Origin of the sequence: Sphingopyxis sp. FD7, from assembly GCF_003609835.1 — a bacterium.
In the GTDB taxonomy this organism is placed as follows: Bacteria; Pseudomonadota; Alphaproteobacteria; order Sphingomonadales; family Sphingomonadaceae; genus Sphingopyxis.
In genome coordinates, this window is the sequence record NZ_AP017898.1 from 1,427,234 (window position 1) to 1,451,801 (window position 24,568).

Below are 24,568 nucleotides of genomic sequence, written 5' to 3' on the forward strand. Positions count from 1 at the left end.
ACGAGGGGCCATGCCGAGCGAAGTCGAGGCGGCGGGGTTACGCGGTTCTCGCTTCGCTCGAACGAGCCCCTCGCCTTCGCTCGGGGATGCGGAGGTCATTAGAGCTGGCGTCCTGCCCAGAGCCGCAATCAGCCGAAACAAGCCGATCGGACTAACCCTTACCCATCAGCTTCATCGTCATCGCCGTGAGCGCCTCGGTGGCGGTCGAGATCACCGCGGGCGCATCGGGCGCCCAGAAGGGCGAGTGGAGGCTGGGCAGCGTCCGGCCTTCCTTCTTGGCCGCGTCAAACTCGGCCTGCGGGACGCCGCCCACCCAGATGATCAAGCTCTTGATATCCTTGTCCGCGCGCGCGAAGCGGCCGAAATCCTCGCCGCCCATCACAGGAGGAACCTTGACGACGCGCGCTTCGCCGAAGCTGGTTTTCAGAAAGGCCGCCATCTCTTCGGTGAACTCGGGCGTATTGAAGGTCGCCGGCGTATATTCATCCTTCTGCACCGTCACCACGGGCATTCGGTCGTCGGGCATCCCCGCGGCGATCGCCTCACCTTTCGCAATGCGCGCGATGCCGCCCAGCAGATGATCGCGCACCGCATCGGTGTAGCTGCGCACGGTCAGTTGCAGCCGCGCCTCGTCTGAAATGATGTTGTGCTTCGCCCCTGCATGAAAGCTGCCGACCGTCACCACCGCGCTGTCGAGCGGGCTGATCTCGCGCGACACCAGCGTTTGCAGCGCGCCGACGATGCGGCTCGCCAGCACGATCGGATCCTTGGTCGTCTGCGGATAGGCGCCATGCCCGCCGACGCCCTTCACCAATATGTCGACGCTGTCGACATTGGCGAGCGCATAGCCCGGCGCATAGCCGATCATACCCGCGGGAAACTGCGCTGCATCGTGGAACGCCAGCACATATTCGGGTTTCGGAAAGCGTGTATAAAGCCCGTCCTCGAGCATCATGCGCGCGCCCGCGCCGCGTTCCTCGGCGGGCTGGCCGATCATCACCAGCGTCCCCGACCATTTGTCCCTGTTCGCCGCCATCAACCGCGCCACGCCGACCCATGCGGTCATATGCGTGTCGTGGCCGCAGGCGTGCATCACGCCCGTTTCGACGCCTTCGGCGGTCGTAACCCGCACCTTCGACGCGCCGGGCAGCCCCGTCTGTTCGGTGACGGGCAGGCCGTCCATGTCGGCACGTACCATCACGACCGGGCCGGGACCGTTCTTCATCACCGCGACGACACCGGTGCCGCCCACCTTTTCGGTGACCTCGAACCCCAGCTTGCGCGCTTCGGCCGCCAAAATGCCCGCCGAGCGCACTTCCATGAAGCTGAGTTCGGGATTGGCGTGCAGATCGGCGTAAATCGCCATCAGCGACGACATCTGCGCCTGCACCTCGCCGCGCAGCGTCTGCGCCGATGCGGGCGCTGCCAATGCAAGCGCCGCCGCGCTCATCCAGAAAGTGCGCATTATCCCATCCCCCTTGTCAGTTCGCCGGAACCAGCTCGATCACGTCGAGCAGCGATTCATAGGCCGGAGCGGGCAGCACCAGCCGCCAGCGATTGTCGCCGATCCGCTCGATCAGCCCCGCCATGTCGCGCATCCGGTCGCTGCCGTAATTGACCGCCATTTTTTCATCGCCGAGTTCGAGCGTGCCGAGGAAAATCTGGCGCTTCAGATTGTCGGGAAAGACCAGCCCGACGGGACGCTGCGACCCGGTGAGTTTGGTGAGGCTGGACAACCCCTGCTCGGCCGCGACGCGGCAGCGGAACCAGCCATAGGCGATATAGCCGAGCCCGCCGCGCCCCTTCGCGCCGATCTTGATCGTCCGGCAGCGATAGTCCCCCGCGGGCAGATACGCGTTGGGCAATGCGGCCGTCGGCTGGAGCAATGCGCCCTCGCGGTCGATTTCGGCGCCATGTCCTTTCGCGCGCGCGTCGGCGAGCGCCGCCTGCCAGCTCCTGTACCAGTCGCGAATGCGCTGCTTGTCGGCGTCGGTCGCCGTCGCGCGCCAGGTGCCGCTCGCCTCCGACGCGTCGGCTGCCGTCGGTGGCATCGTCGGCACGACCGTCTGGCATGCGCCAAGGGTGGCGCCCAGCGCCACCGCCAGAATCCGATTGGTGCGACCCATGATTCTCCGTTTCTCCCCGACCCCTTTGGTTAACCTTAGGAGAGAGAAAGAGAATGCTCAAGCAACTCCACCCTCTCCCATCGGGAGAGGGTTGCCGTTACGCCGCGGTCCAGCCGCCGTCGACACTGAGGTTCGCGCCGGTGATGTTCGCCGCCTCGTCGCGCGTCAGGAAAGCGGCGAGCGCCGCGACCTGCTCGACGGTGACGAACTGCTTGGTCGGCTGCCCCGCGAGCAGCACGTCGTTGATCACCTGCTCGCGCGTCATGCCGCGTGCCTTCATCGTGTCGGGGATCTGGTTTTCGACGAGCGGCGTCCAGACATAGCCGGGACTGATGCAATTGACCGTGATCCCGGCGTCGGCCACTTCGAGCGCCACCGTCTTGGTCAGCCCGGCTAGCCCGTGCTTCGCGGTGACATAGGCCGATTTGAACGGCGATGCGACGAGCGAATGCGCCGATGCGGTGCCGATGATCCGCCCCCATTTCTTCTTGCGCATCCCGGGGACGGCGTGGCGGATCGTGTGGAACGCCGCGGTCAGGTTGAGCGCGATGATCATGTCCCACTTCTCGACCGGGAAATCCTCGACGGGCGAGACGAACTGCATCCCCGCATTGTTGACGAGAATATCCACGCCGCCGAAATCCGCCTCGGCCCGCGCGAACATCGCCGCAATCTCGTCGGGCCTGGTGAGGTCGGCGCCGTCATAGGCGGCCTTGCCGCCGCTGATCGCCTCAATGTCTTTGCGCTCGGCCTCGATCGCGTCGGCGTCGCCGAAGCCGTTGAGGATGATGTTCGCGCCGTCGGCGGCAAAGGCCTTGGCGATGCCGAGCCCGATGCCCGAAGTCGATCCGGTGACGAGCGCAGTCTTGCCTTTAAGGTGCATGTCCTTGTCCTTTCGGTGGGGGAGAATCAGCGAATATCCTTGTCGGCCTTGGGCTTCAGCCCGTCGGCCTGCACCGCGAAGCTGTCCGACCGTCCCTCGGCGATGCTTTCGGCGAGCAGATGGCCGTCCTTCATCGCCGCTTCGACCGCATCGCGGCCGAGCGCCCAGTTGACCTCCATCGTCGAGCGCGAAAACTCGAAATCGCGCGCGCCGGTCTGCCAGGCGGGCGGTTCGTGGATGAGCTGCACAACGTTGAGCGCCTTGCAGTCGACCATCCGCCGCACCGCCTTCACCTCGGGCAGCTCGGCGAGGTCTTCGGGCAGTTTCGCGAGCATCCGGTCGATCAGCCGATGCTCCTTGCGGCGCCGTACCAGCCCGTCCGAAATCCGCCGCGTGCGGCTGGAATAGCGGATGTCCTTCTCGCGCGACCAGGCCTCTTCCAGATCGTGCGGGCGCGTCCCGCGCGCGGGGAACAGGTCGACCTGGAACACCAGCATATCCTCATGCGCCGCCGCGACGACATGTTCGAGCGGGGTGTTCGACACCAGCCCGCCGTCCCAATACCAATGGCCGTCGATCTCGACCGGCGGCAGGCCCGGCGGCAAGGCACCCGATGCCAAAATATGCCGCGCATCAATTGTATCAGTGGTCGTGTCGAAATAACGGAAATTGCCCGTCTCCACCGCGACCGCGCCGACCGACAGGCGAACCTTGCCATTGTTCACCCGGTCCCAGTCGACCAGCCGGTTCAGCGTCTGGGCCAGCGGCGCGGTGTCGTAAAAGCTGATCGCCTCGGGCGTCTGCCGTTCGGCAAAGGCGGGCGGCGGAAAGCGCGGAGTGAAAAAGCCCGGCACGCCGAACGCCATCACCTGCCCGGCCGCGGCCATATGCGACCATTCGCGCGCCCAGTCAGTGTCGGGGATCGGCAGCGACGGCAGCGCCGACGACACACCTTCCCAGAACTCACGCATCTTGCCGACCGCCTGATCGCGCTCGTTGCCCGCGATGATCGCGGCATTGACCGCGCCGATCGAAATGCCCGCGACCCAGTCGAGCTCGATCCCCAGGTCGATCAGCGCCTCATACACCCCCGCCTGAAACGCGCCGAGCGCGCCGCCGCCCTGCAGGACAAGCACGACCAGATCGGGAAGCGGAAGCGCGGCGCGGGTGGCTCGGCGGGGCATGGAGTCGCGATCCTTGAGTTGCGGATGCGCGATTTGTGCACCGCAACACGCCCTATTGCAATGGCTTGCCCGCTGCGAAGTCCCTTGGCGCTTATCCCGCTCGCATCCGTAGGCGTCATTGCGAGCGCAGCGAAGCAATCTCCAGCTTGCGTAGCACCCGAACGATGGCTGGAGATTGCTTCGTCCCCCGGATCAAGTCCGGGGTCCTCGCAATGACGAGTGGGGTCTCCTTATGGTAAGGGGATAATCGCCAAGCCCCTTCCAATTGCCCGATGCTGCTGTAACACTCGGGCCGAAACGATCCTTCACCGGTGGAGAAGCCCGATGCGCCTCGACGATTATGATCCCGGAGACGATATTCGCGATCTGGGCCGGGGCGGCGGCGGGTTCGGCGGGGGCGGCGGCGGTCTTGGCGGGCTGCTGATCGGTTTCCTGCCGATGCTGCTCGGCCGCAAGATGGGATGCGGGACGATCCTGCTGCTCGGCGCGGTCGCCTTTTTCCTGCTCGGCCCCGGCGCCAACATGCTGAGCATGGGCGGCGGCACCGCCGATCCCATGGCCGACAGCCGCGGCGCCCCGCAGGGCGTCGCCTGCGATACCGAGGCCGAGCGCTTTGCCTGCAACGTCTTCGGATCGACGCATCAGGTGTGGGCCAGCCTGATCGACGGATATCGGCAGCCGACGCTCTACTTCTATTCCAATCGCGTGGACCGGACCGGCTGCGGGTCCGCAAGCTCGGCCATGGGCCCCTTTTATTGCCCCGCCGATCAGGGCGTCTATCTCGACACCGACTTCTTCCGTGAGCTCGACAGCAAGTTCGGCGCCGCGGGCGACGCCGCGCAGGCCTATGTCGTCGCACACGAAGTCGGCCATCATATCCAGACGATCAGCGGCATCGCAAATCAGGTGCGCCAGGCGCAGGCGCGCAGCTCGCAGGCCGAGGGCAACCAGCTTCAGGTCCGCATGGAACTTCAGGCCGATTGCTACGCCGGCGTCTGGGCGGCGCGGGCGCGCAACAGCGCGGGCCAGCCGGTGATGGAGCCGGGCGACATGGAGGAAGCGATGCGCGCTGCCAATGCGATCGGCGACGACACGCTGATGCGCTCGGCGGGACAGCGTCCGGTGCCCGAAAGCTTTACCCACGGGACGAGCGAGCAACGCATGACCTGGCTGCGCCGCGGCCTGCAAACGGGGGATCCGCGCCAGTGCAACGCTTTCGACAGCGCCATCTGAGCGCTGCGCTCGCGACAAGTCTTTTGGCGGCATCGCCGACGTCGGCCGAAAATCTCTATATCGAGGCCGGACGGCTGATCGATGGCGTCTCCAGCGAGGTCCGTACCGGCCAGTGCATCACCGTCGAGGCCGAACGCATCAAGGCGGTGGCTCCATGCGGGCCGACGCCCGATGGCGCGAAGCGGCTCGACTGGTCCGCCTTCACCGTCCTGCCCGGCCTGATCGACCTCCACACGCACCTAGCCGACCTCGGCCAGAGCGCCGACCTCGCCGCGCCGATCAAGGCGTCGCCCGCCGAAACCGCGCTCGTCGGCGCGCGCAACGCACGCGTGACGCTGGAAGCCGGATTTACCAGCGTGCGCGATGTCGGCACCTATCGCGGACTCACCGACGTCGCCTTGCGCAACGCGATCGACCGCGGCGACGTGCCGGGGCCGCGCATGTGGGTCGCGGGCGCCTATATCACCATCCCAAAGGGCGGCGGCGAGCTCAACGGCGTCATCCCCAATGAGCAGCTACCGCCCGACATGCGGCTGGGCGTCGCCGTGACGTCCAAGGAAGCGGCGGAAAAAGCGGCCTTCCTTCTCGATCAAGGCGCCGATTTCATCAAGACGATCGCCACCGGCGCGGTGCTCGCGATCGGCACCGAACCCGGCGCGCCCGAACTGACGGTCGATCAACTCCGCGCGGTGGTGCAGGTCGCCCATGCCCGCGGCAAAAAGGTCACCGCGCACGCCCACGGCGCCGAGGGCATCAAGAACGCCATCCGCGCCGGGGTCGACAGCATCGAACATGCGAGCCTTGCCGACGAGGATGCGCTTCAGCTTGCGAAACAGCACGGCACCTGGCTCGCGATGGATATCTACAACGGCGACTATATCGACGAGATCGGGACGAAGGAGGGCTGGCCCGCCGAATATCTGCGCAAGAACCGCGAGACGACCGACGCCCAGCGCGCCGCCTTTCGCCGCGCGGTCGAGCTGGGGGTCAACATCGGCTATGCCACCGACGCCGGCGTCTATCCGCACGGACTGAATGCGCGGCAATTCCGCAATATGGTTCAATATGGGATGACGCCGATGCAGGCGATTCAGTCGGCGACGGGCCACGCCGCCGAAGAAATGGGCCGCAGCGACATCGGCGCGATCGTCCCCGGCCGCTATGCCGATTTCGTCGCGGTAAAGGCCGACCCACTCGCCGACATCACGGCGCTCGAGGCGATCGATCATGTTATGAAGGGCGGTGTGCTGGTACGCTAGGATCAGCGTGCAGCGTCGCGTGGCCCTCGTTCCTTGCCTAATATTCGACGATGATGCGGACCCGGTCGATGCCAAGCCCCGCGGCACGGGCGATCTGTTCGCGGCTGCGGTCGATCACCTCCTGAAGCGGCTCGGGCGCAGCATCGTCGGGGGATTCATCCAGTGCCGGTTCGACGCCCGACTCTTGAACCTCAGGAGGCGGGGCGACGGCGCTTTTCAACTCCACCGCGCTCAGCGTCGCCGGGGATACCGGGCCTTCGAACTGGCAGCCGAAAAGCCGCCCGCTGGCCCAGATGACGACCGCCGTGATGCCGCCCGCATGGGGTAACTCGATTTCGATCCGGTCACAGGGTTCCAGCTGGATGTCGCTTTCAAACAGCAGTCCCGTTCCCGATATATTGTGGATCTGGACCGCGATACCCGTCCCGTCATGCTTCACGCCACGGGCAAGCAGGCTCAGTTTGCGGCGCACGTCCTGGCGTTTGTCGCCATTCGGCGCCAAGGGGAGGAAATGTCCGTAAATGGGCATATGCTTTTGTTGGAGTTGACTGGTTAAAGGAAGGTTAGCGAGCCCGTCGAAAGGCGGCGTTCGGTGCAGAATATCCGGGTGGCCGCCGCGGCGGGCCATGCGGACGCGCTGGGCGAAGGCCGCCGGTCCGCGACGAACGCGCTTGATCGCGCTCGCGTCGTCGCTAAACCGCTTTCATGCGTAACCTTCTCCTGACCAGCGCGCTCGCGCTCGCCGCCGCCCTTTCCTCCCCCGCCATGGCCCGCCCGATGACCGAGGTAGACCTCGCGACGCTGAAGCGCGTCGCCGCACCCGCCGCATCGCCCGACGGGCGCTGGGTGGTTTTCCAGATGACCGAGACCGAGGCGGGCAGCTACAAGCGTTCGACCGGCCTCTGGCTCGTCGACCGTCATGCCAAAGGCGCCAAGCCGACCCCGATCGCCGACACCGCGGGCAAGAACGAAACCTCACCCGCCTTCGACAAGGACGGCATCCTCTATTTCCTCTCGAACGCTTCGGGCAAAAGCGAGGTGTGGCGCGTCGATCCCAAGGTCGGCGGCGCCGCGATGCAGGTTACCGACACCAGGGCCGATGTCGCGGGTTTCAAGATTTCGCCCGACGCGACGAAGCTGCTCGCCTGGGGCGACATCCCCAAGGAATGCACCGACTTCGGTTGCGAGGCGAAGGACAAGGGCGCGCTCGTCGGCCCCGGCAGCGGCCGACTTTACAAGGATGGCGTCGGCTTCGTCCGCCACTGGGACGAATGGGAAACGCCGGGCACCTACAGCCGCCCCTTCATCTTCAATCTGGAAGGCGGCAAGGCGACCGCTGCGCGCGCGGCCGATGCCGGGCTGGTCGGCGATACGCCGTCCAAACCCTTTGGCGGCGGCGAGGAGCTGGCGTGGGGCGCCGACAGCCGCACCGTCTTTTTCACGCTGCGCAAGGCCGACCGGAACGAACCGATGTCGACCAATCTCGACATCTATCACTGGCTCGTCGACAGCCGGATGATGCCGGTCAATCTGACCGCCGACAATCAGGCGACCGATACGCTGCCCACGCCGTCGCCCGACGGCAAGTGGCTCGCCTATGCCGCCATGGCGCGGCCGGGTTATGAATCCGACCGGCTGGTGCTGATGCTCCGCGACCTCGAAAGCGGGGAGACGCGGAAACTTACCGACGCATGGGATCGCTCGGTCGGTTCGATTGCCTGGGCTCCCGACGGCAAGTCGCTCTATGTGACCGCGCAGGACGTGCTCGAACATCCCATGTTCCGCGTCGATGTCGCAACGGGCAGCGTCGAGCGGCTGAAGGCCTCGCCCGAAGCGCTGGAGGGCAATATCGGCGACGTCACACCGCTCCCCGGCGGCGCGCTTCTCTATTCGCGCAACAGCGCGCTCGCGCCGACTGACCTGTTCGTGCGCGATGCCAGGGGCAAGGTCCGCCAGCTCACCAATGTCAACGCCGATCGCCTCGCCGAGTTCGATCCGGTGAAGCTCGAAAAAATCCGTTTTGCGGGCGCGAACGGCGACACGGTATGGGGCATGATTCTGAAGCCCGCGAATGTGGCCGAAAAGCTTCCGGTCGCCTTCATCGTTCATGGCGGCCCGCAGGGCAGCTTCGGCAACAGCTGGTCGACGCGCTGGAACCCGCGCCTGTTCGCGCAGCAGGGCTATGGCGTCGTCACCGTCGATTTCCACGGTTCGACGGGTTACGGGCAGGCCTTCACCGACAGCATCAACCAGGATTGGGGCGGCAAGCCGCTCGAAGATCTGAAACTCGGCCTCGCCGCCGCGGGCGAACAGGATGCGCAGCTCGACGTCGCCAACGCCTGCGCGCTCGGCGCCTCCTATGGCGGTTATATGATGAACTGGATCGCGGGGCAGTGGACCGACGGCTTCAAATGCCTCGTCCAGCACGATGGCGTCTTCGATCTCCGCGCGATGGCGTTCGAGACCGAGGAATTATGGTTCGACGAATGGGATCATGGCGGCCCCTGGTGGGAACGCACCGACCCCGAAAAATGGAACCCGGTGAACCATGTCGCGAAGTGGAAGACCCCGATGCTCGTCATCACCGGCGAAAAGGATTTCCGTATCCCCTACAGCCAGGGCCTCGCCGCCTTCACCGCACTCCAGCGCCGCGGCGTGCCGTCGCAATTGCTCGTCTTTCCCGACGAAAACCACTGGGTGCTGAAGGGCGCGAACAGCGTCCAGTGGCACCAGACGGTGTTCAACTGGCTGGGGCGGTATTTGAAGAAGTAAGCAAGACCGTGTGCTCGCGCGAAGGCGGGAGCCCATCACCGGCCGGTGCAAGTTGGAACCGTCAGGATATGGGTTCCCGCCTTCGCGGGGACACGCATGTGGTTGCAGCACGGGCGCGTTCCCCCTTGCCGCGCCGCACCATGGCTGGCAAAGGCGCCCCGCTATGCCGATGGAAAAAACCTTCGATCCCGCCGCCATCGAGGCGAAATGGGCCCAGGAATGGGAAAGCCGCGGGCTGTTCCGCCCGCACCGCCCCGACGCAACCCCCTTCACGATCGTCAACCCGCCGCCGAACGTCACCGGCGCGCTGCACATCGGCCATGCGCTCGACAATACGTTGCAGGACGTTCTGATCCGGTACGAGCGGCTGCGCGGCAAGGATGCTTTGTGGGTCGTCGGCACGGACCATGCCGGCATCGCGACGCAGATGGTCGTTGAGCGCCAGCTCAACGAGCGCCAGCAAAAGCGCACCGATTTCACCCGCGACGAATTCGTGGGCAAGGTGTGGGAATGGAAGGCGGAGAGCGGCGGCCAGATCACCCGCCAGCTCCGTCGCCTCGGCTGCTCGATGGACTGGAGCCGCGAACAGTTCACGATGGACCCGCATTTCACCAAGGCGGTGGTCAAGGTGTTCGTCGACCTGCACAAAAAGGGCCTGATCTACCGCGACAAGCGGCTGGTGAACTGGGATCCGAAGCTCAAGACCGCGATCTCCGACCTCGAGGTCGAAACGCAAGAGGTGCAGGGCGGCTTCTGGCATTTCAAATATCCGCTCGCGGACGGCGTGACGCTCGATGACGGGCGCGACCATATCGTGGTCGCGACGACGCGGCCCGAAACGATGCTCGCCGACATGGCGGTCGCCGTGCATCCGGACGATGAACGCTACAGGAGCGTGATCGGCAAGCAGGTCAAGCTGCCGATTACGGGCCGCCTTGTCCCGGTCGTCGCCGACGAGCACGCCGATCCCGAACTGGGCAGCGGTGCGGTGAAGATCACGCCGGGGCATGATTTCAACGACTTCGAGGTCGGCAAGCGCGCGGGTTTCAAGCCCGCCGAAATGCTCAACATGCTCGACGGCGACGCGAACGTCGTCCAGACCGCCGACGGGCTGATACCGGACGAATATATCGGCCTCCACCGTTTCCGCCGCGACGGTATCGACGGCGCGCGCGAACTGGTCGTGCGGCGGATGAAGGAAGCGGGTTTCCTGATCCCGCACATCGACAAGGATGGGGGCGAGCACGACGCCGAGCCGCGCACGATCCAGACGCCCTTTGGCGACCGCGGCGGCGTGGTGATCGAACCCTGGCTTACCGACCAATGGTATGTCGACGCCAAAACGCTCGCGCAGCCGCCGATCCAGGCGGTGCGCGACGGGCGCATCCAGATTGTCCCCAAGACGTGGGAAAAGACCTTCTTCAACTGGATGGAGAATATCCAGCCCTGGTGCGTCTCGCGGCAATTATGGTGGGGGCACCGGATTCCGGCTTGGTATGGGCCTCGCCCTGATGAGCTGAACGGTTTCGGTTATAGCGATGCTCCGTGCTTTGTTGGTGAAACCGAAGAGGACGTGAGAGCAGAGGCGGCGTCAAAATATTGTGTTTCGCCGGATCGCGTGTTCTTCGCTGACAGTCCGGGGAAAGCGGGTGCTGTGTGGGTTGAGAACAGCATAAACGGCGATACCGTTGTGCTGTATCGAGACCCCGACGTCCTAGACACCTGGTTCTCCTCCGCCCTCTGGCCCTTCGCGACGCTGGGCTGGCCCGAGAATAGCGAGCTTCTCAAACGCCACTATCCCAACGATGTCCTCATCTCGGGCTTCGACATCTTGTTCTTCTGGGATGCGCGCATGGCCATGCAGGGGATGGAGTTCATGGGCGAAGTCCCGTGGAAGACGCTCTATCTCCACGGCCTCGTCCGCGCGCCCGACGGGCAGAAAATGTCGAAGTCGAAGGGCAATGTCGTCGATCCGATCGGGCTGATCGACCAATATGGCGCCGACGCGTTGCGCTTCTTCATGGCGGCGATGGAAAGCCAGGGCCGCGACATCAAGATGGATGACGCGCGCCTCGCGGGCTATCGCAATTTCGCGACCAAGCTGTGGAACGCCGCGCGATTCTGCGAAGCCAACGGCATTTCGGCTTCGACCAGCCTCGAAGCCCCCACGGCGGCCCTGCCGGTCAATCGCTGGATCATCGGCGAGGTCGCGGACACCGTCGCCGCGATGGAAGCGGCCTTTGCCGCCTATCGCTTCGACGATGCCGCGAACGCAATCTACAGCTTCGCCTGGGATCGCTTCTGCGACTGGTATCTGGAGCTGATCAAGGGCGCGATTGACGACGAGACAAAGACCGTCGCCGGCTGGGTGCTCGACCAGATCCTCGTCATGCTCCACCCCTTCATGCCCTTCATCACCGAAGAGCTTTGGACGGGGCTTGGCGAGCGCGCGGACTATCCGCTGATTACGGCCAAATGGCCCGCACCGAATGCTGCGCGCGATGTCGGTGCCAGCGCCGACATCGACTGGCTGATCAAGTTGGTGAGCGAACTGCGCGCGGCCAAGGCCGAACTCGGCCTGCCCCCAGGCGCGCGCCTGACCGCGCATTTTCCGGCGGAGCTCAAGGATCGCGCCGACAAGCTGGCCGCGCAGCTCGACCGCCTCGCGCGTCTCCAAACCATCAGTTTCGACCCCGCCCCCGCGGGCGCCTCGGCGCAGCTCGTCGTCGAAGGCGAGACGATCACCGTTCCGCTCGAAGGCGTGATCGACATCGCCGCCGAGCGCGAGCGGCTGACCAAGGCGCTCGCCGCCGCAACGAAGGAGCGCGACAGCCTCGCCGGTCGGCTGGGCAACCCCTCTTTCGTCGAGCGCGCGAAGCCCGAAGCCGTTGAAAAGGCACGCGCCGACCATGCCGCGAAGGAAGCCGAGGCCGACCGCCTGGCCGCCGCGCTCGCGCGTCTCGGCTAGTCGGCGCGCGCCGCAGCTTTCGACCAAGGCGCGGGCGGCTTCGACTGGCGGCCCGCTGCACACTGGTCAGCGGGTCGCTTTTGGCGCTAGAAGCGGGGATAATGAACGCCAATCTCCGCAAAGACGCGCTGCGCGACCAGCGCGCGAAAATGCTCGCGGCGGCACCCGACTGGCGCGCGTCGGACGCGCGCGTCAATCCGCGCGTCGCGATCGGGTCGATCCTCGCCATGTGGCTGATCTATTTCCTCATCACGACCGGCCTCGCCATGCTGACCGGCGCAAGCGAACAATGGTCCTATGCCGGACGCCGCGCGATCGTCGTGGTTGCGGGCATCCTCTGCACCTTCGTGCTCTATCAATTGCTCCAGCGCGCGCAGCCGCGCAGCTTCGGTGCGCGGCTCGCCGCGGCGCTCGGCGCGGCGGTGCCGCTCGTCGTCCTTTACGCCAGCATCAACCTGTTCGTCTTCTTCTACTGGTTCCCGGCGCCCGACAGCGCCAAGGTCATCGAAGAGGTGCAGTCGAAGTTCCCGGTGGCGTGGGAAATGGTGCTGATCCTCGACAGCTCGATCCGCTGGTATTTCTTTTTCGCCGTGTGGGCCGCGCTCTATGTCGCTTTCGGCTATGCGAACGAGATGCGCGCGGTCGAACGCCGCGCCAATCATTTCCGCATGGAGGCCAAGAATGCGCAGCTCCGCGCGCTCCATTACCAGGTCAATCCGCATTTCCTGTTCAACACGCTGAACTCGCTCTCCACGCTCGTGCTCAAGGGCTCGAAGAGCGAGGCCGAGACGATGATCATGAACCTGTCGTCCTTCCTGCGCTCAAGCCTCGCGGTCGATCCCGAGCAGCTCGTCAGTCTCGACGAGGAAATCGCACTCCAGCGCCTTTATCTCGACATCGAGCAGGCGCGCTTTCCGGACCGGTTGCAGGTCGAGGTGTCGATGCCCGACGAGCTCAAACATGCGTGCGTACCGGTGCTGATCCTGCAACCGATCATCGAAAATGCGATCAAATATGGCGTGTCGCCCAGCAAGGGCAAAATCGCGATTCGCCTGCAAGCCAGCGCCGAATATGGCCTGCTCGTCTTGCGCATCGAGAATGACATCGACCCCAGGGCGCCGGTGCCGACGTCGGGAACCGGCCTCGGCCTCGGCAATGTTCGCGAGCGCTTGCTGACCCGCTATGGCCCCGCGGCCGGGTGCGAATGGGGCAAATCGGACAATGGCGGCTTTGTCGTTTCGCTATGGCTGCCGCTGGCACGGGAGGCTTGCTGATGCTTCAGACCTTGCGCACATTGATCGTCGATGACGAGCCGCTCGCGATCGAGCGGCTTCAGATCCTTGCCGGGCAACAGGATGGGATTTCGCTCGTCGGCACCGCGAGCGACGGCGCCTCGGCGCTACGCATGGTCGATGCGCTCGCGCCCGACCTGCTGCTCTGCGACATCGCCATGCCCGACCTCAACGGGTTGGAGGTGGCGGCGGCGATCGAGCGGCTCGACAATCCGCCCGCGATCGTCTTCGTTACCGCCTTCGATCGCTACGCCGTTGCGGCGTTCGAGGTCGCGGCGGTCGACTATCTGCTGAAACCCGTTGCCCCCGACCGGCTGGCGCGCGCCTTGTCGCGCGTACGCGAATGGCGCGCGGCCGAGCGCGCTCCGGCGCAGAAGAGCAAGTGGATCACCGAATTCTGGGTCCAGAATCGCGGCGAGATGCTGCGCATCGATGCGGCGCAGGTCGATCTGATCGAAGCCGAACGCGACTATATGCGCCTGCACGTCGGTGCGCGCAGCTGGCTGATCCATCAGACGATCAAATCGTTGGAAGCGCGGATGAACCCCGATCAGTTCATGCGTATCCATCGGTCGAAGATGATCCGGCGGGACGGCATCGTCGGGCTGAAACATCATGGCGACGGCGCGTGGAGCGTCGACCTGGGCGAAGGCGGCGTGCACCGCATCGGCCGCACCTATCTGCACGATGTAAAGGCGATCATGCACGCCTGAAAAGGCGACCATGCCGCCTGGGCATGGCCGCCTTCACAAATGATCGCAAGGGACGCGATCAGGGTGCGGCGGCGATCACGAGCCGCCCGGCCTCGGCGTAGCGTGCGCCATTACCGTTGAATAGTTCGGCCAGCTTGATCTCGGCGTCGGCCATCGCCGATTTTTCGCAACGGATCGCGATGGCGCGCTCGTGGAGCGGCTGACGGTAATGCGGTCGGCTGCCGCACACCTTTTGCACCGCATATTTGACGCGCGTTGTCAGCGATTCGCGGCCGTCTTCGGTTGCAAGGTTGAGATCATCGTAGCGCACGATAGTCGTTCGCCGTTCGCCCTCTTCGTCGACGGCGGCGGCCGCGGGGACCGCAAGGCCGGTCAGCGCCATCGGCGCCGCCAGCAGGATGAAATTAAGGTTCGCCATGGGGGAGTCCTCTCGCAGGGGGATCGGATGCGGGATACGAAGCGCCCGGACCGGGGAGACCGAGGCCCTCCGCATCCCGCAGCCTTGGAATGGCGCATTTGCTCCGTTCGATCATCCCGGGTTCGACCGGATCGGTGGGCACGTCGATCAGACCGACCAATGGCATCCGGTCATCGACGAATGGCCGACGGCACGGTAATTTCGTGACACAATTCTTGCATCCCGGTGACAAAGCGACCATTTTTTGTCATTGTGAAGAAATTATCTTACCGAACGACTCGAAAAGTCGAAAGCGCGCTGTTCCGCGGCGTGCTGCTGGTCGGCGTGGGCGTCCTGTGCGGTGCGCTTCTGGGCAACATGGCCGCAGGGAAGCGGTTAAGCCGTGACACGGCCGACATCCCGATGTCCTACACGGCGCTCAGCGCCAACCCCGATGCGGCCGCGACTCCCCTGATCGAACCCGCCCCGTGTCGCGCCTGTCCCGACAGCTATGGCGTCGCGGCGCGCCTCCGCGCTGACCGCGAACAGCGCGCGAACGGCGCGTTCCGCGCGCTGGGGGCCGTCGAACCGGCGATCGACGACGCCCACGCCGAGGAAAATTATCGATATGGCGGCAGTTTCCCGAATCTCGCGCCGCTATCGTCCGCGTCAGCCATCGAACCTCCCGCCTCGACACAGGATGGCGAGACTGATCGGGATACGGAACGCCCCGCCCGCACCGATGCGCCCGATTTTATTGCGGAGGCGCCTTGACCGGCGGCGCGCAGCGCGTCTTGTCGCCAGCCTTGCATGCAGCGACGTCGGCTTCCCACTTCATCCGCTCCTCGGCCGACATTGCGGCAAGACGCGCCTTTTCGGCCTCATAGGCAGCGGTTTCCTCGGCAAAGACTTGCTGGTCGTGCGCGACCTGCTGCGCCGCCGCCGAGACTTCCTGCGTATAGAGGACGTTATCGCTCCGCGCCCGCGCCGCTTGCTCCGCGTTGAGGCGTGCGGTGTTGGCCCGCTCTTCGGCCGTGGTGCCGTCGGGCAATTTCTGTTGGGCCGCGGGCGGCGCGTCGGCGGCCTGATGCGCGGCGGCCTGACCGGCGGCCAGCAGCGCCAGGGCAAATGAAACGGTCAATATCGTCCGGGTCATCGAAACGTCTCCTTCGATCCACAGCTCTGCTCCAACGCGCCAGCTCGCGCCGCGTTCCGGCCGCGATTTGACCTCGCGTCGGCCAGTCGTCATGCTGGGCCCCTTCCTTCTGCGCGATCGGACCCGCATTTGCCAGCCCCGACGAAATATCCACTCAACCGGCCCGTCTTTTTCGTCCCGCTCGCGGTCCTGCTCGCCGCCGTGTTGTTTAGCCTGTGGCAGGGCGCGACGGTCGTGGCCGTCGAAACGGCGATCAACGATTGGATACTGCACCATTTTTCGCCGCTCTTCGCCTGGGCGGGCATCGTTTTCCTCGCGCTGCTGCTGATCGTGGCGCTGTCGCCGCTCGGCGGCCGCATTGTCGGCGGGGCGCAGGCGACGCCGATCCTGACACGCTGGCGCTGGTTTGCCGTCACCCTCTGCACAACGATCGCCACCGGCATCCTGTTCTGGGGCGCCGCCGAGCCGCTGTTCCATCTCAACGCCCCGCCCGCGATGCCGGGGATCACGCCGGGCAGCAACGCCGCCGCGGCCTTCGCCATGTCGACGATGTTCCTTCACTGGACGCTGACGCCTTATGCCATTTACACCGTTGCCGGCCTTGCCTTCGCGCTCGTCTATTACGACCGCCGCGAACCCTTCAGCCTTTCGTCGCTTTTCGTGCCGCTTATCGGACCGCGCGCGCACGGCGCCGCGGGCACCGCGATCGACATCGTCTGCCTGTTCGCGCTCGTCGCCGGCATGGCCGCTTCGCTCGGCGCGGGCGTGCTCGCGCTCGCGGGCGGAATCGAGGGACTGTCGAGTTTCGCGGGTGGCGCGCCGCTGCGCTGGGGTATCGCCGCGGCGATCGTCGCCACTTTCGTCATTTCGGCGGCGCTGGGTCTTCAGCGCGGCATTGCGCGATTGTCGCTCCTCAACATCTGGCTGTTCCTCGGCGTGTTGCTGTTCGTCGTCGTCAGCGGTCCCGCCGCGCGCCTTCCCGCACTCGGCCTGGCGGGCGCCACCGACTATGCCGCAACCTTCGTGCCGCGCAGCCTCGGCATCGACGTTGATCGCGACTGGCACCAACAATGGACAATCTTCAACTGGGCCAACTGGTTCGCCTGGGCGCCGGTCACCGCGCTGTTCCTCGGCCGCCTTGCGGTAGGCTACAGCATCCGCGCCTTCATCCTCGTCAACCTGCTGCTGCCCGCGCTGTTCGGCGCGGTTTGGATGATTGTCATCGCCGGAACGACGATCATCCTCGACCAGCAATCGGGCGGCGGTCTTTACACCCTCCTGACCAGCGCCGGTCCCGATCCGCTTCTCTATCACCTGTTCAGCGAACTCGGCGGGGGCCTGCCCGTTCTCGTGCTGCTGATCGGCGCGATTTTCATTTCCTATGTGACGGCAGCCGACAGCAATGTCTCGGCGATGAGCGCGCTTTCGACGCATGGCATATCGCCCGAAACGCCCGAAGCGCCGCTCGCGGTCAAGATCGCATGGGGGATTACCGTCGGGCTGGTCGCGACCATTCTCGTCGCATCGTCGGGGATCGACGGCATCCGCATGATGTCGGTCCTCGGCGGCTTTCCCGCGCTGTTCATCATCCTCGGCGCCGCGATGTCGTTGGCCGTCATGACGATGGAACGCCGACCGGCCGTTGCCTCGACGGATCGCTGACCCAAGGGGCACATTGCCGCCGCGCGGCGCGCGTCCTATCTAAGCGGCGAAGCGGTATAGACCGCCCTTGCGTCTTTAGAACAAATCTGGAACATACCGCCTCCATGAGTCTCACCCACATCTCCGTGCGCGGTGCGCGCGAGCATAATCTGAAGGGCGTCGACGTCGATCTGCCGCGCGACGCGCTGATCGTCATCACAGGGCTTTCGGGGTCGGGGAAATCGTCGCTCGCCTTCGACACCATCTATGCCGAGGGACAGCGGCGCTATGTCGAGTCGCTGTCGGCCTATGCGCGCCAGTTCCTCGAAATGATGCAGAAACCCGATGTCGAGCATATCGACGGCCTCTCGCCCGCGATCAGCATCGAGCAGAAGACGACGAGCCGCAATCCGCGTTCGACCGTCGCCACCGTCACCGAAATCTATGACTATATGCGCCTGCTGTGGGCGCGCGTCGGCATTCCCTATTCGCCCGCAACCGGCGAGCCGATCAGCGCGCAGACGGTCAGCCAGATGGTCGACCGCGTGATGCAGCTTCCCGAAGGCACGCGCGCCTATCTGCTCGCCCCCGTCGTCCGCGGACGCAAGGGCGAGTATAAAAAGGAACTCGCGCAGTGGCAGAAAGAGGGCTTCACGCGCGTCCGCATCGACGGTGAGTTCTACGCGATCGAGGACGCCCCGGCGCTCGACAAGAAGTACAAGCATGATGTCGAGGTCGTCGTCGACCGCATCGTCGTGCGCGAAGGCATCGAGACGCGGCTCGCCGACAGTTTCGAAACCGCGCTGAAGCTGGCCGAAGGGCTTGCTTATGTCGATCTCGCCGACGGTGTCGTGCCCGGCCGCGAGGACGAGGAGAGCGGCGGCACGGAACAGAAAATGAAGGGCGCGGGCATCCCGGCGAATCGCCTCATCTTCTCCGAAAAATTCGCCTGCCCGGTCAGCGGCTTCACCATCGCCGAGATCGAGCCGCGGCTGTTCAGCTTCAACGCGCCGCAGGGCGCCTGCCCCGCGTGCGACGGCCTCGGCGAACGGCTGGAGTTCGACCCCGAGCTCGTCGTCCCCAACCATGCGCTCAGCCTCAAAAAAGGCGCGGTGGTGCCGTGGGCGAAATCGAACCCGCCCTCGCCCTATTATATGCAGGTGCTCGAAAGCCTCGGCAAAGCCTATGGCTTCTCGCTCGACACGCCATGGCAGGATCTGCCCGGCGCGGTGCAGCTGATCATCCTTTATGGCACCGGCGGCAAGCCCGTCGAACTGACCTTCAAGGACGGCAAGCGCAGCTATACGACGCACAAGGCGTTCGAGGGGGTGATCGGCAACCTCAATCGCCGGATGCTCCAGACCGAAAGCGCGTGGATGCGCGAAGAGCTGGGCAAATATCAGACCGCGCAGCCGTGCGAGACGTGCCACGGCGCGCGGCTGCGCCCCGAGCCGCTCGCGGTGAAGATCGCGGGCGAGAATATCAGCATGTCGGCGCAGCGGTCGGTTGCCGACGCGCTCCAATGGTTTTCGACGCTCGACGAGAAGCTGAACGAGCAGCAGCGCCAGATCGCCAGGGCGATCCTGAAGGAAATCAACGAGCGGCTTGGCTTCCTCAACAATGTCGGGCTGGACTATCTCAACCTCAACCGCACGAGCGGCACGTTGAGCGGCGGCGAAAGCCAGCGCATCCGCCTTGCGAGCCAGATCGGCAGCGGCCTCTCCGGTGTGCTCTATGTGCTCGACGAGCCGAGCATCGGTCTGCACCAGCGCGACAACGACCGGCTGCTCGCGACGCTGAAGCGTCTGCGCGACCTCGGCAACACCGTGATCGTCGTCGAGCATGACGAAGATGCGATCCGCCACGCCGACCATATTGTCGACATGGGCCCCGGCGCGGGCGTCCACGGCGGCGAAATCGTCGCCGAGGGCACGCTGAAACAGGTGCTCGCGAACAAGAAGAGCCTGACCGCCGCCTACCTCACAGGGGCGAAAAAGATCGAGGTGCCGAAGCACCGCCGCCCCGGCAACGGCTTCGACCTGGTGCTCAAGGGCGCGCGCGCGAACAACCTCCGGAACGTCACCGCGAAGATCCCGCTCGGCACCTTCACCTGCGTCACCGGCCTGTCGGGGTCGGGCAAGTCGAGCCTGATCATCGACACGCTCTATGCCGCGGCGGCGCGCACGCTGAACGGAGCGCGGCTCGTCGCGGGGCCGCACGAGAGCCTCACCGGGCTCGAACATTGCGACAAGGTCATCGACATCGACCAGTCGCCGATCGGCCGCACGCCGCGGTCGAACCCCGCCACTTATACGGGCGCCTTCACGGTCATCCGCGACTGGTTCGCGGGGCTGCCCGAAAGCCAGGCGCGCGGATACAAGCCGGGGCGCTTCAGCTTCAACGTCAAGGGTGGGCGCTGCGAAACCTGCACCGGCGACGGCCTCATCAAGATCGAGATGCACTTCCTTCCCGACGTCTATGTGACCTGCGAGACGTGCCACGGCAAACGCTACAACCGCGAAACGCTGGAGGTTAGGTTCAAGGGGATGAGTATCGCCGACGTGCTCGATATGACCGTCGAGGATGCGGCCGAATTTTTCAAGGCGGTGCCCGCGATCCGCGACAAGATGGCGATGCTCGTGCGCGTCGGGCTCGGCTATATCAAGGTCGGGCAACAGGCGACGACCTTGTCGGGCGGCGAGGCGCAGCGGGTGAAGCTCGCCAAGGAATTGTCGCGGCGCTCGACCGGGCAGACGCTCTATATCCTCGACGAGCCGACGACGGGGCTGCATTTCGAGGATGTGCGCAAATTGCTCGAAGTGCTCCAGGCGCTCGTCGAACAGGGCAACAGCGTCATCGTGATCGAGCATAATCTCGATGTCATCAAGACCGCTGACTATATCCTCGATCTCGGCCCCGAAGGCGGGGTCAAGGGCGGCGAAATCGTTGCATGCGGCACGCCCGAACAGGTGGTGAAGGAAAAACGCAGCTTCACCGGGCAGTATCTCAAGCCGTTGCTGGAGAAACAGGCGCCGCCGCAATGATCACCACCGCCGCCGCCGACTTTGCCGCCGCCTTGCCGAACGGCGGTCGCCTCGCGGGGCTCGATGTTGGCACCAAGACGATAGGCGTTGCGCTGTGCGATGCGGGCTGGTCCTTTGCATCGCCCGACAAGACGATTGTGCGCAAGAAATTCGCCGCCGACCTCGACGCGCTCAGGGCGCTCGTCGCTGCGCAGTCGGTCGTCGGGCTGGTCGTCGGCCTGCCGCTCAACATGGACGGCAGCGACAGCCCGCGCACGCAGAGCACGCGTGCCTTTGCGCGCAACCTCGCGCCGCTCGGCCTCCCCGTGCTGCTGTGGGACGAACGCTGGTCGACCGCCGCGGTCGAACGCGCGATGATCGCCGCCGACATCAGCCGCGCCAAACGCGCCGAGCGCGTCGACAGCGCCGCAGCGGCGTTCATATTGCAAGGCGCGATCGACGCGATGACAAGATGATCCTCCCTGCCGCGTAGCGGTGAGGAGGTGGCAGCGCGAAGCGCTGACGAAGGGGCCATAACGCTGCCGCTGCTGCCCTCCACCACGCCTTGCGGGCGCGGTTCCCCTCCCCATGGCTTCGCCACAGGGAGGATACGCTTGCCAGAATCGCCGCCCTTACCTAAACGCTCCCCTTTAATGACAAGCGCCACCATCCGACCCGCCAGCGACTATCCGCCCGGCGGCGATGCCTTTCGCCATCGCCACCTCACCGGCATCGCCCAGCTTACCCCGTGGGAGATTTCCTACTTATTGGATGCCGCCGAACAATGGGTCGAACTCAACCGCAGCGGCGCGGCGAAGCATGACGACCGGCTCGCGGGGCTGACGATCATCAACGCCTTTTTCGAAAACTCCACCCGCACGCTCCTGTCGTTCGAGATTGCCGGAAAACGCCTCGGTGCCGACGTCGTCAACATGCACGCTGCGCAGTCGAGCGTGAAGAAGGGCGAGACGCTGATCGACACCGCGATGACGCTCAATGCGATGCGCGCCGACGCCATCGTCATTCGCCACTCGGCGTCGGGCGCGGTGCAACTCATCGCCGACAAGGTCGATTGCCCCGTTCTCAACGCGGGCGACGGCCGCCACGAGCATCCGACACAGGCGCTGCTCGACGCGCTCACCATCCGCCGCCGCCTTGGCAAGGTCGAAGGACTCACCATTGCGATCTGCGGTGACGTTCTCCACAGCCGCGTTGCGCGCTCGAACATCCTGGCGCTGACCTTGCTCGGCAACGAGGTGCGCGTCGTTGCCCCCGCGACGCTGACCCCGCCCGCGATGGAACGGATGCACGTCGCCACCTTCACCGACATGGACGAGGGGCTGAAAGACGCTGACGTCGTGATGATGCTGCGCCTCCAGAACGAACGCATGGACGGCGCCTACCTGCCCTCGGCGCGCGAATATCATGCGCTTTATGGTCTCACCCCCCAGCGGCTCGACAAGGCGAAGCCCGACGCCATCGTCATGCACCCCGGCCCGATGAACCGCGGCGTGGAGATCGACAGCAGCATCGCCGACGATCCCGCGCGCTCGACGATCACCGAGCAGGTCGAAATGGGGGTCGCGGTGCGCATGGCGTGCCTCGACATATTGACGCGCCGCCAGCGGGGAGTGCCGGGATGGAACTGAGGCCGCTCCACATCGTCAATGCTCGGCTGGTCGATGGCGACACGCCGCGTCCGGGCAGCCTGCTCGCGGTCGATGGCCGTATCGCCACGATCGACCCGACCGACATTCCCGAAGGCGCCGAGACAATCGATGCCAGAGGCCAGTGGCTCGCCCCCGGCATCATCGACCTCGGCGTCTTTGCGACCGACAAGCCCGCCTTTCACTTCGGCGGGATCACCCGCGCCGCGCTGATGCCCGACAATGGCCCGCTCGACGGCGCGGGACTGGTCGAGCGCGCAGCCAAGGGCGGCAAGCCCGACCTGTGGGTCCATCCGCTCGCCGCCGCGACCAAAGGGCTTGAGGGAAAGGAACTCGCCGAAATCGGCCTGATGAAGGCGGCGGGCGCGCGCGCCGTCGCCACCGGCCGCTCCCGCATCGCCGACAGCGGCGTGATGCGCCGCGCGCTCGCCTATGCCGCCTCGCTCGGCCTCGTCACGATCATCCATGCCGAGGATGAGGGGCTGACCGCCGGCGCCGTCGCAACCGACGGCGAAATGGCGACGCGCCTCGGTCTCGCCTCCGCTCCGGCAATCGCCGAAGCGATGGCGATCGCGCGCGATCTGGCGCTTGTCGAGGAAACCGGCGCGCCCGTCCATTTCCGCCAGGTCACGACCGCGCGCGGGCTCGACCTGATCCGCGCCGCCAAGGCCAAGGGGCTGCCCGTGCTGTGCGGTATCACCCCCGCGCATCTGTTGCTCTCCGACACCGCGATCGGCGATTTCCGCACCTTTGCGCGCCTGTCGCCGCCGCTGCGCAGCGAGGACGACCGGCAGGCCTGCCTTGCTGCGGTGGCCGACGGCACGATCGACATATTGTCGTCAGGGCACGATCCGCGCGGCCCCGAAGACAAGCGCCTGCCCTTCGCCGAGGCTTTGCCCGGCATGGCGGGCGCCGAAACGCTGCTCGCCATGGGTCTGAACCTTGTTCGCGATGGACATATAACGCCGGGTCGTCTGTTCGAGATGCTCGCGGCGACTCCCGCCTGCCTGCTCGGTGTCGATGTCGGCAAGCTTGCCATCGGCAAGGAAGCCGATCTCATCCTCGTCGATCCCGATACGCCGTGGCAGGTCGACGCCAAGAAGATGGCGGCGTGGGCGGGCAACACGCCCTTCGACGGGATGCCGGTACAGGGCCGCGCAACGATGATGTGGAAGGGCGGCCAGCGGATACGGTGACCGGGTCCGCGCGGCAGCGATCCCTCTTGCACGACTTTCCGTTTACGTTAAGGTCAGTTTCAAACCGCAACCGGAGAGTGATTCATGGCCCTTCCCCCGATTTTCGACCGCCTGCGCCTGCCCGTCATCGGGTCGCCGTTGTTCATCGTGTCGGGGCCCGATCTGGTCATCGCGCAGTGCAAGGCGGGCATCGTCGGCAGCTTTCCCGCGCTGAACGCGCGCCCGCAATCGCTGCTCGACGAATGGCTGCATCGCATCACCGAGGAGCTGGCGGCGTGGGACCGCGACAACCCCGACCGCCCCTCGGCGCCCTATGCGGTCAACCAGATCGTCCACAAGTCGAACGACCGGCTGGAGGCGGACATTGCGACCTGCGCCAAATGGAAGGTGCCGATCACGATCACCTCACTCGGCGCGCGCGAGGAGCTCAATCAGGCGGTGCATGGCTGGGGCGGGATCACGCTGCACGACGTCATCGACGATCGTTTCGCGCGCAAGGCGATCGAAAAGGGCGCCGACGGGCTGATCCCGGTCGCCGCCGGCGCGGGCGGCCATGCCGGACGGCAATCGCCCTTCGCCCTCGTGCAGGAAATCCGCGAATGGTTCGACGGCCCCGTCGCGCTGTCGGGAGCGATCGGCCACGGCCGGTCGATCCTCGCCGCGCAGGCGTGCGGCGCCGACCTCGCCTATATCGGCAGCGCCTTCATCGCGACCGCCGAAGCGAACGCCGACGAAGGCTATAAGAACGGCATCGTCGAGGGACGCGCCGCCGATATCGTCTATTCCAATCTCTTTACCGGCGTTCACGGCAACTATCTCCGCCAGTCGATCGTCGCGGCGGGCATGGACCCCGACAATCTGCCCGAAGGCGACCTCAAGACGATGAATTTCGGATCGGGCGGCAACACCAAGGCCAAGGCGTGGAAGGACATCTGGGGATCGGGTCAGGGGATCGGCGCCGTTTCCGCGGTGCGTCCCGTCGCCGAGTTTGTCGCCGAACTGGAGGAGCAATATCTCGCTGCGCGCCACGAATTGGCGGCGAAGGTCCGGCTCTAGAC

The 24,568-nt window shown here is 65.5% G+C and carries 20 protein-coding genes; 13 read left to right on the forward strand and 7 right to left on the reverse strand.

Annotated features, from left to right (window positions below; all coding sequences use genetic code 11):
* Nucleotides 1-151: 151 nt before the first annotated feature.
* From SPYCA_RS06690 to SPYCA_RS06705, 4 genes are all read right to left on the reverse strand, one after another.
* On the reverse strand, nucleotides 152-1,465 hold the full coding sequence (locus tag SPYCA_RS06690) for an amidohydrolase (protein ID WP_120219496.1): 1,314 nt from the start codon (nucleotides 1,463-1,465) through the stop codon (nucleotides 152-154).
* 16 nt (nucleotides 1,466-1,481) lie between these two features.
* Nucleotides 1,482-2,126 carry a DUF4893 domain-containing protein gene (locus tag SPYCA_RS06695; protein ID WP_120219497.1) on the reverse strand — a complete coding sequence of 215 codons (645 nt, stop codon included), beginning with the start codon at nucleotides 2,124-2,126 and terminating at the stop codon, nucleotides 1,482-1,484.
* A gap of 97 nt (nucleotides 2,127-2,223) precedes the next feature.
* Nucleotides 2,224-3,009, reverse strand: coding sequence for a 3-hydroxybutyrate dehydrogenase (locus tag SPYCA_RS06700; protein WP_120219498.1), 786 nt, complete (start codon nucleotides 3,007-3,009; stop codon nucleotides 2,224-2,226).
* Between the two features lie 26 nt (nucleotides 3,010-3,035).
* On the reverse strand, nucleotides 3,036-4,193 hold the full coding sequence (locus tag SPYCA_RS06705) for a patatin-like phospholipase family protein (protein WP_120219499.1): 1,158 nt from the start codon (nucleotides 4,191-4,193) through the stop codon (nucleotides 3,036-3,038).
* A gap of 324 nt (nucleotides 4,194-4,517) precedes the next feature.
* Here SPYCA_RS06705 and ypfJ point away from each other — a divergent pair, with 324 nt between their 5' ends.
* Together ypfJ and SPYCA_RS06715 are read left to right on the forward strand one after the other, a co-directional pair.
* Nucleotides 4,518-5,426 (forward strand): KPN_02809 family neutral zinc metallopeptidase, encoded by a 909-nt coding sequence (gene ypfJ / locus SPYCA_RS06710; protein WP_011541242.1) that lies wholly within the window; start codon nucleotides 4,518-4,520, stop codon nucleotides 5,424-5,426.
* A complete protein-coding gene (locus SPYCA_RS06715; protein ID WP_120219500.1) occupies nucleotides 5,399-6,685 on the forward strand; it encodes a metal-dependent hydrolase family protein in 1,287 nt (428 codons plus the stop codon). The genes ypfJ and SPYCA_RS06715 overlap by 28 nt, the downstream gene beginning before the upstream one ends.
* A 37-nt stretch (nucleotides 6,686-6,722) precedes the next feature.
* On the opposite strand, the gene SPYCA_RS06720 is transcribed toward SPYCA_RS06715, so the two are convergent.
* The gene (locus SPYCA_RS06720; protein WP_120219501.1) at nucleotides 6,723-7,313 is read right to left on the reverse strand and encodes a PilZ domain-containing protein; all 591 of its coding nucleotides are present in this window, start codon (nucleotides 7,311-7,313) and stop codon (nucleotides 6,723-6,725) included.
* Between the two features lie 77 nt (nucleotides 7,314-7,390).
* Here SPYCA_RS06720 and SPYCA_RS06725 point away from each other — a divergent pair, with 77 nt between their 5' ends.
* The 4 genes from SPYCA_RS06725 (at nucleotide 7,391) to SPYCA_RS06740 (ending at nucleotide 14,430) form a co-directional block, all read left to right on the forward strand.
* Complete coding sequence (locus SPYCA_RS06725) at nucleotides 7,391-9,457, forward strand: S9 family peptidase (protein ID WP_120219502.1); 2,067 nt, start codon at nucleotides 7,391-7,393, stop codon at nucleotides 9,455-9,457.
* A 163-nt stretch (nucleotides 9,458-9,620) separates the two neighbouring features.
* Nucleotides 9,621-12,425, forward strand: a complete 2,805-nt coding sequence (locus SPYCA_RS06730) for a valine--tRNA ligase (protein WP_120219503.1) — start codon at nucleotides 9,621-9,623, stop codon at nucleotides 12,423-12,425.
* Nucleotides 12,426-12,526: 101 nt separating this feature from the next.
* On the forward strand, nucleotides 12,527-13,699 hold the full coding sequence (locus tag SPYCA_RS06735; protein WP_120219504.1) for a sensor histidine kinase: 1,173 nt from the start codon (nucleotides 12,527-12,529) through the stop codon (nucleotides 13,697-13,699).
* On the forward strand, nucleotides 13,699-14,430 hold the full coding sequence (locus tag SPYCA_RS06740) for a LytR/AlgR family response regulator transcription factor (protein ID WP_120222191.1): 732 nt from the start codon (nucleotides 13,699-13,701) through the stop codon (nucleotides 14,428-14,430). The genes SPYCA_RS06735 and SPYCA_RS06740 overlap by 1 nt, the downstream gene beginning before the upstream one ends.
* A 58-nt stretch (nucleotides 14,431-14,488) precedes the next feature.
* Here SPYCA_RS06740 and SPYCA_RS06745 read toward each other — a convergent pair whose 3' ends face one another.
* Nucleotides 14,489-14,848 (reverse strand): UrcA family protein, encoded by a 360-nt coding sequence (locus tag SPYCA_RS06745; RefSeq protein WP_172594991.1) that lies wholly within the window; start codon nucleotides 14,846-14,848, stop codon nucleotides 14,489-14,491.
* Nucleotides 14,849-15,100: 252 nt separating this feature from the next.
* Here SPYCA_RS06745 and SPYCA_RS06750 point away from each other — a divergent pair, with 252 nt between their 5' ends.
* Nucleotides 15,101-15,601, forward strand: a complete 501-nt coding sequence (locus SPYCA_RS06750) for a hypothetical protein (RefSeq protein ID WP_146625094.1) — start codon at nucleotides 15,101-15,103, stop codon at nucleotides 15,599-15,601.
* On the opposite strand, the gene SPYCA_RS06755 is transcribed toward SPYCA_RS06750, so the two are convergent.
* Nucleotides 15,582-16,076, reverse strand: coding sequence for a hypothetical protein (locus tag SPYCA_RS06755; RefSeq protein ID WP_120219507.1), 495 nt, complete (start codon nucleotides 16,074-16,076; stop codon nucleotides 15,582-15,584). The genes SPYCA_RS06750 and SPYCA_RS06755 overlap by 20 nt on opposite strands.
* A gap of 36 nt (nucleotides 16,077-16,112) precedes the next feature.
* Between SPYCA_RS06755 and SPYCA_RS06760 the strand changes: the two genes are divergently transcribed.
* From SPYCA_RS06760 to SPYCA_RS06785, 6 genes are all read left to right on the forward strand, one after another.
* A complete protein-coding gene (locus SPYCA_RS06760) occupies nucleotides 16,113-17,645 on the forward strand; it encodes a BCCT family transporter (RefSeq protein WP_120219508.1) in 1,533 nt (510 codons plus the stop codon).
* Between the two features lie 104 nt (nucleotides 17,646-17,749).
* Entirely contained in the window at nucleotides 17,750-20,668 is a 2,919-nt protein-coding gene (uvrA, locus tag SPYCA_RS06765) for an excinuclease ABC subunit UvrA (RefSeq protein WP_120219509.1), read from the forward strand.
* Complete coding sequence (gene ruvX, locus SPYCA_RS06770) at nucleotides 20,665-21,123, forward strand: Holliday junction resolvase RuvX (protein ID WP_120219510.1); 459 nt, start codon at nucleotides 20,665-20,667, stop codon at nucleotides 21,121-21,123. Before uvrA ends, ruvX begins: the two co-directional genes overlap by 4 nt.
* A gap of 177 nt (nucleotides 21,124-21,300) precedes the next feature.
* Nucleotides 21,301-22,296, forward strand: coding sequence for an aspartate carbamoyltransferase catalytic subunit (locus SPYCA_RS06775; RefSeq protein WP_120219511.1), 996 nt, complete (start codon nucleotides 21,301-21,303; stop codon nucleotides 22,294-22,296).
* Nucleotides 22,287-23,510: a dihydroorotase gene (locus tag SPYCA_RS06780; protein ID WP_120219512.1), complete on the forward strand. Its 1,224-nt coding sequence runs from the start codon at nucleotides 22,287-22,289 to the stop codon at nucleotides 23,508-23,510. Before SPYCA_RS06775 ends, SPYCA_RS06780 begins: the two co-directional genes overlap by 10 nt.
* 84 nt (nucleotides 23,511-23,594) lie before the next feature.
* Nucleotides 23,595-24,566, forward strand: coding sequence for an NAD(P)H-dependent flavin oxidoreductase (locus SPYCA_RS06785; RefSeq protein ID WP_120219513.1), 972 nt, complete (start codon nucleotides 23,595-23,597; stop codon nucleotides 24,564-24,566).
* The last annotated feature ends 2 nt before the right edge of the window (nucleotides 24,567-24,568 follow it).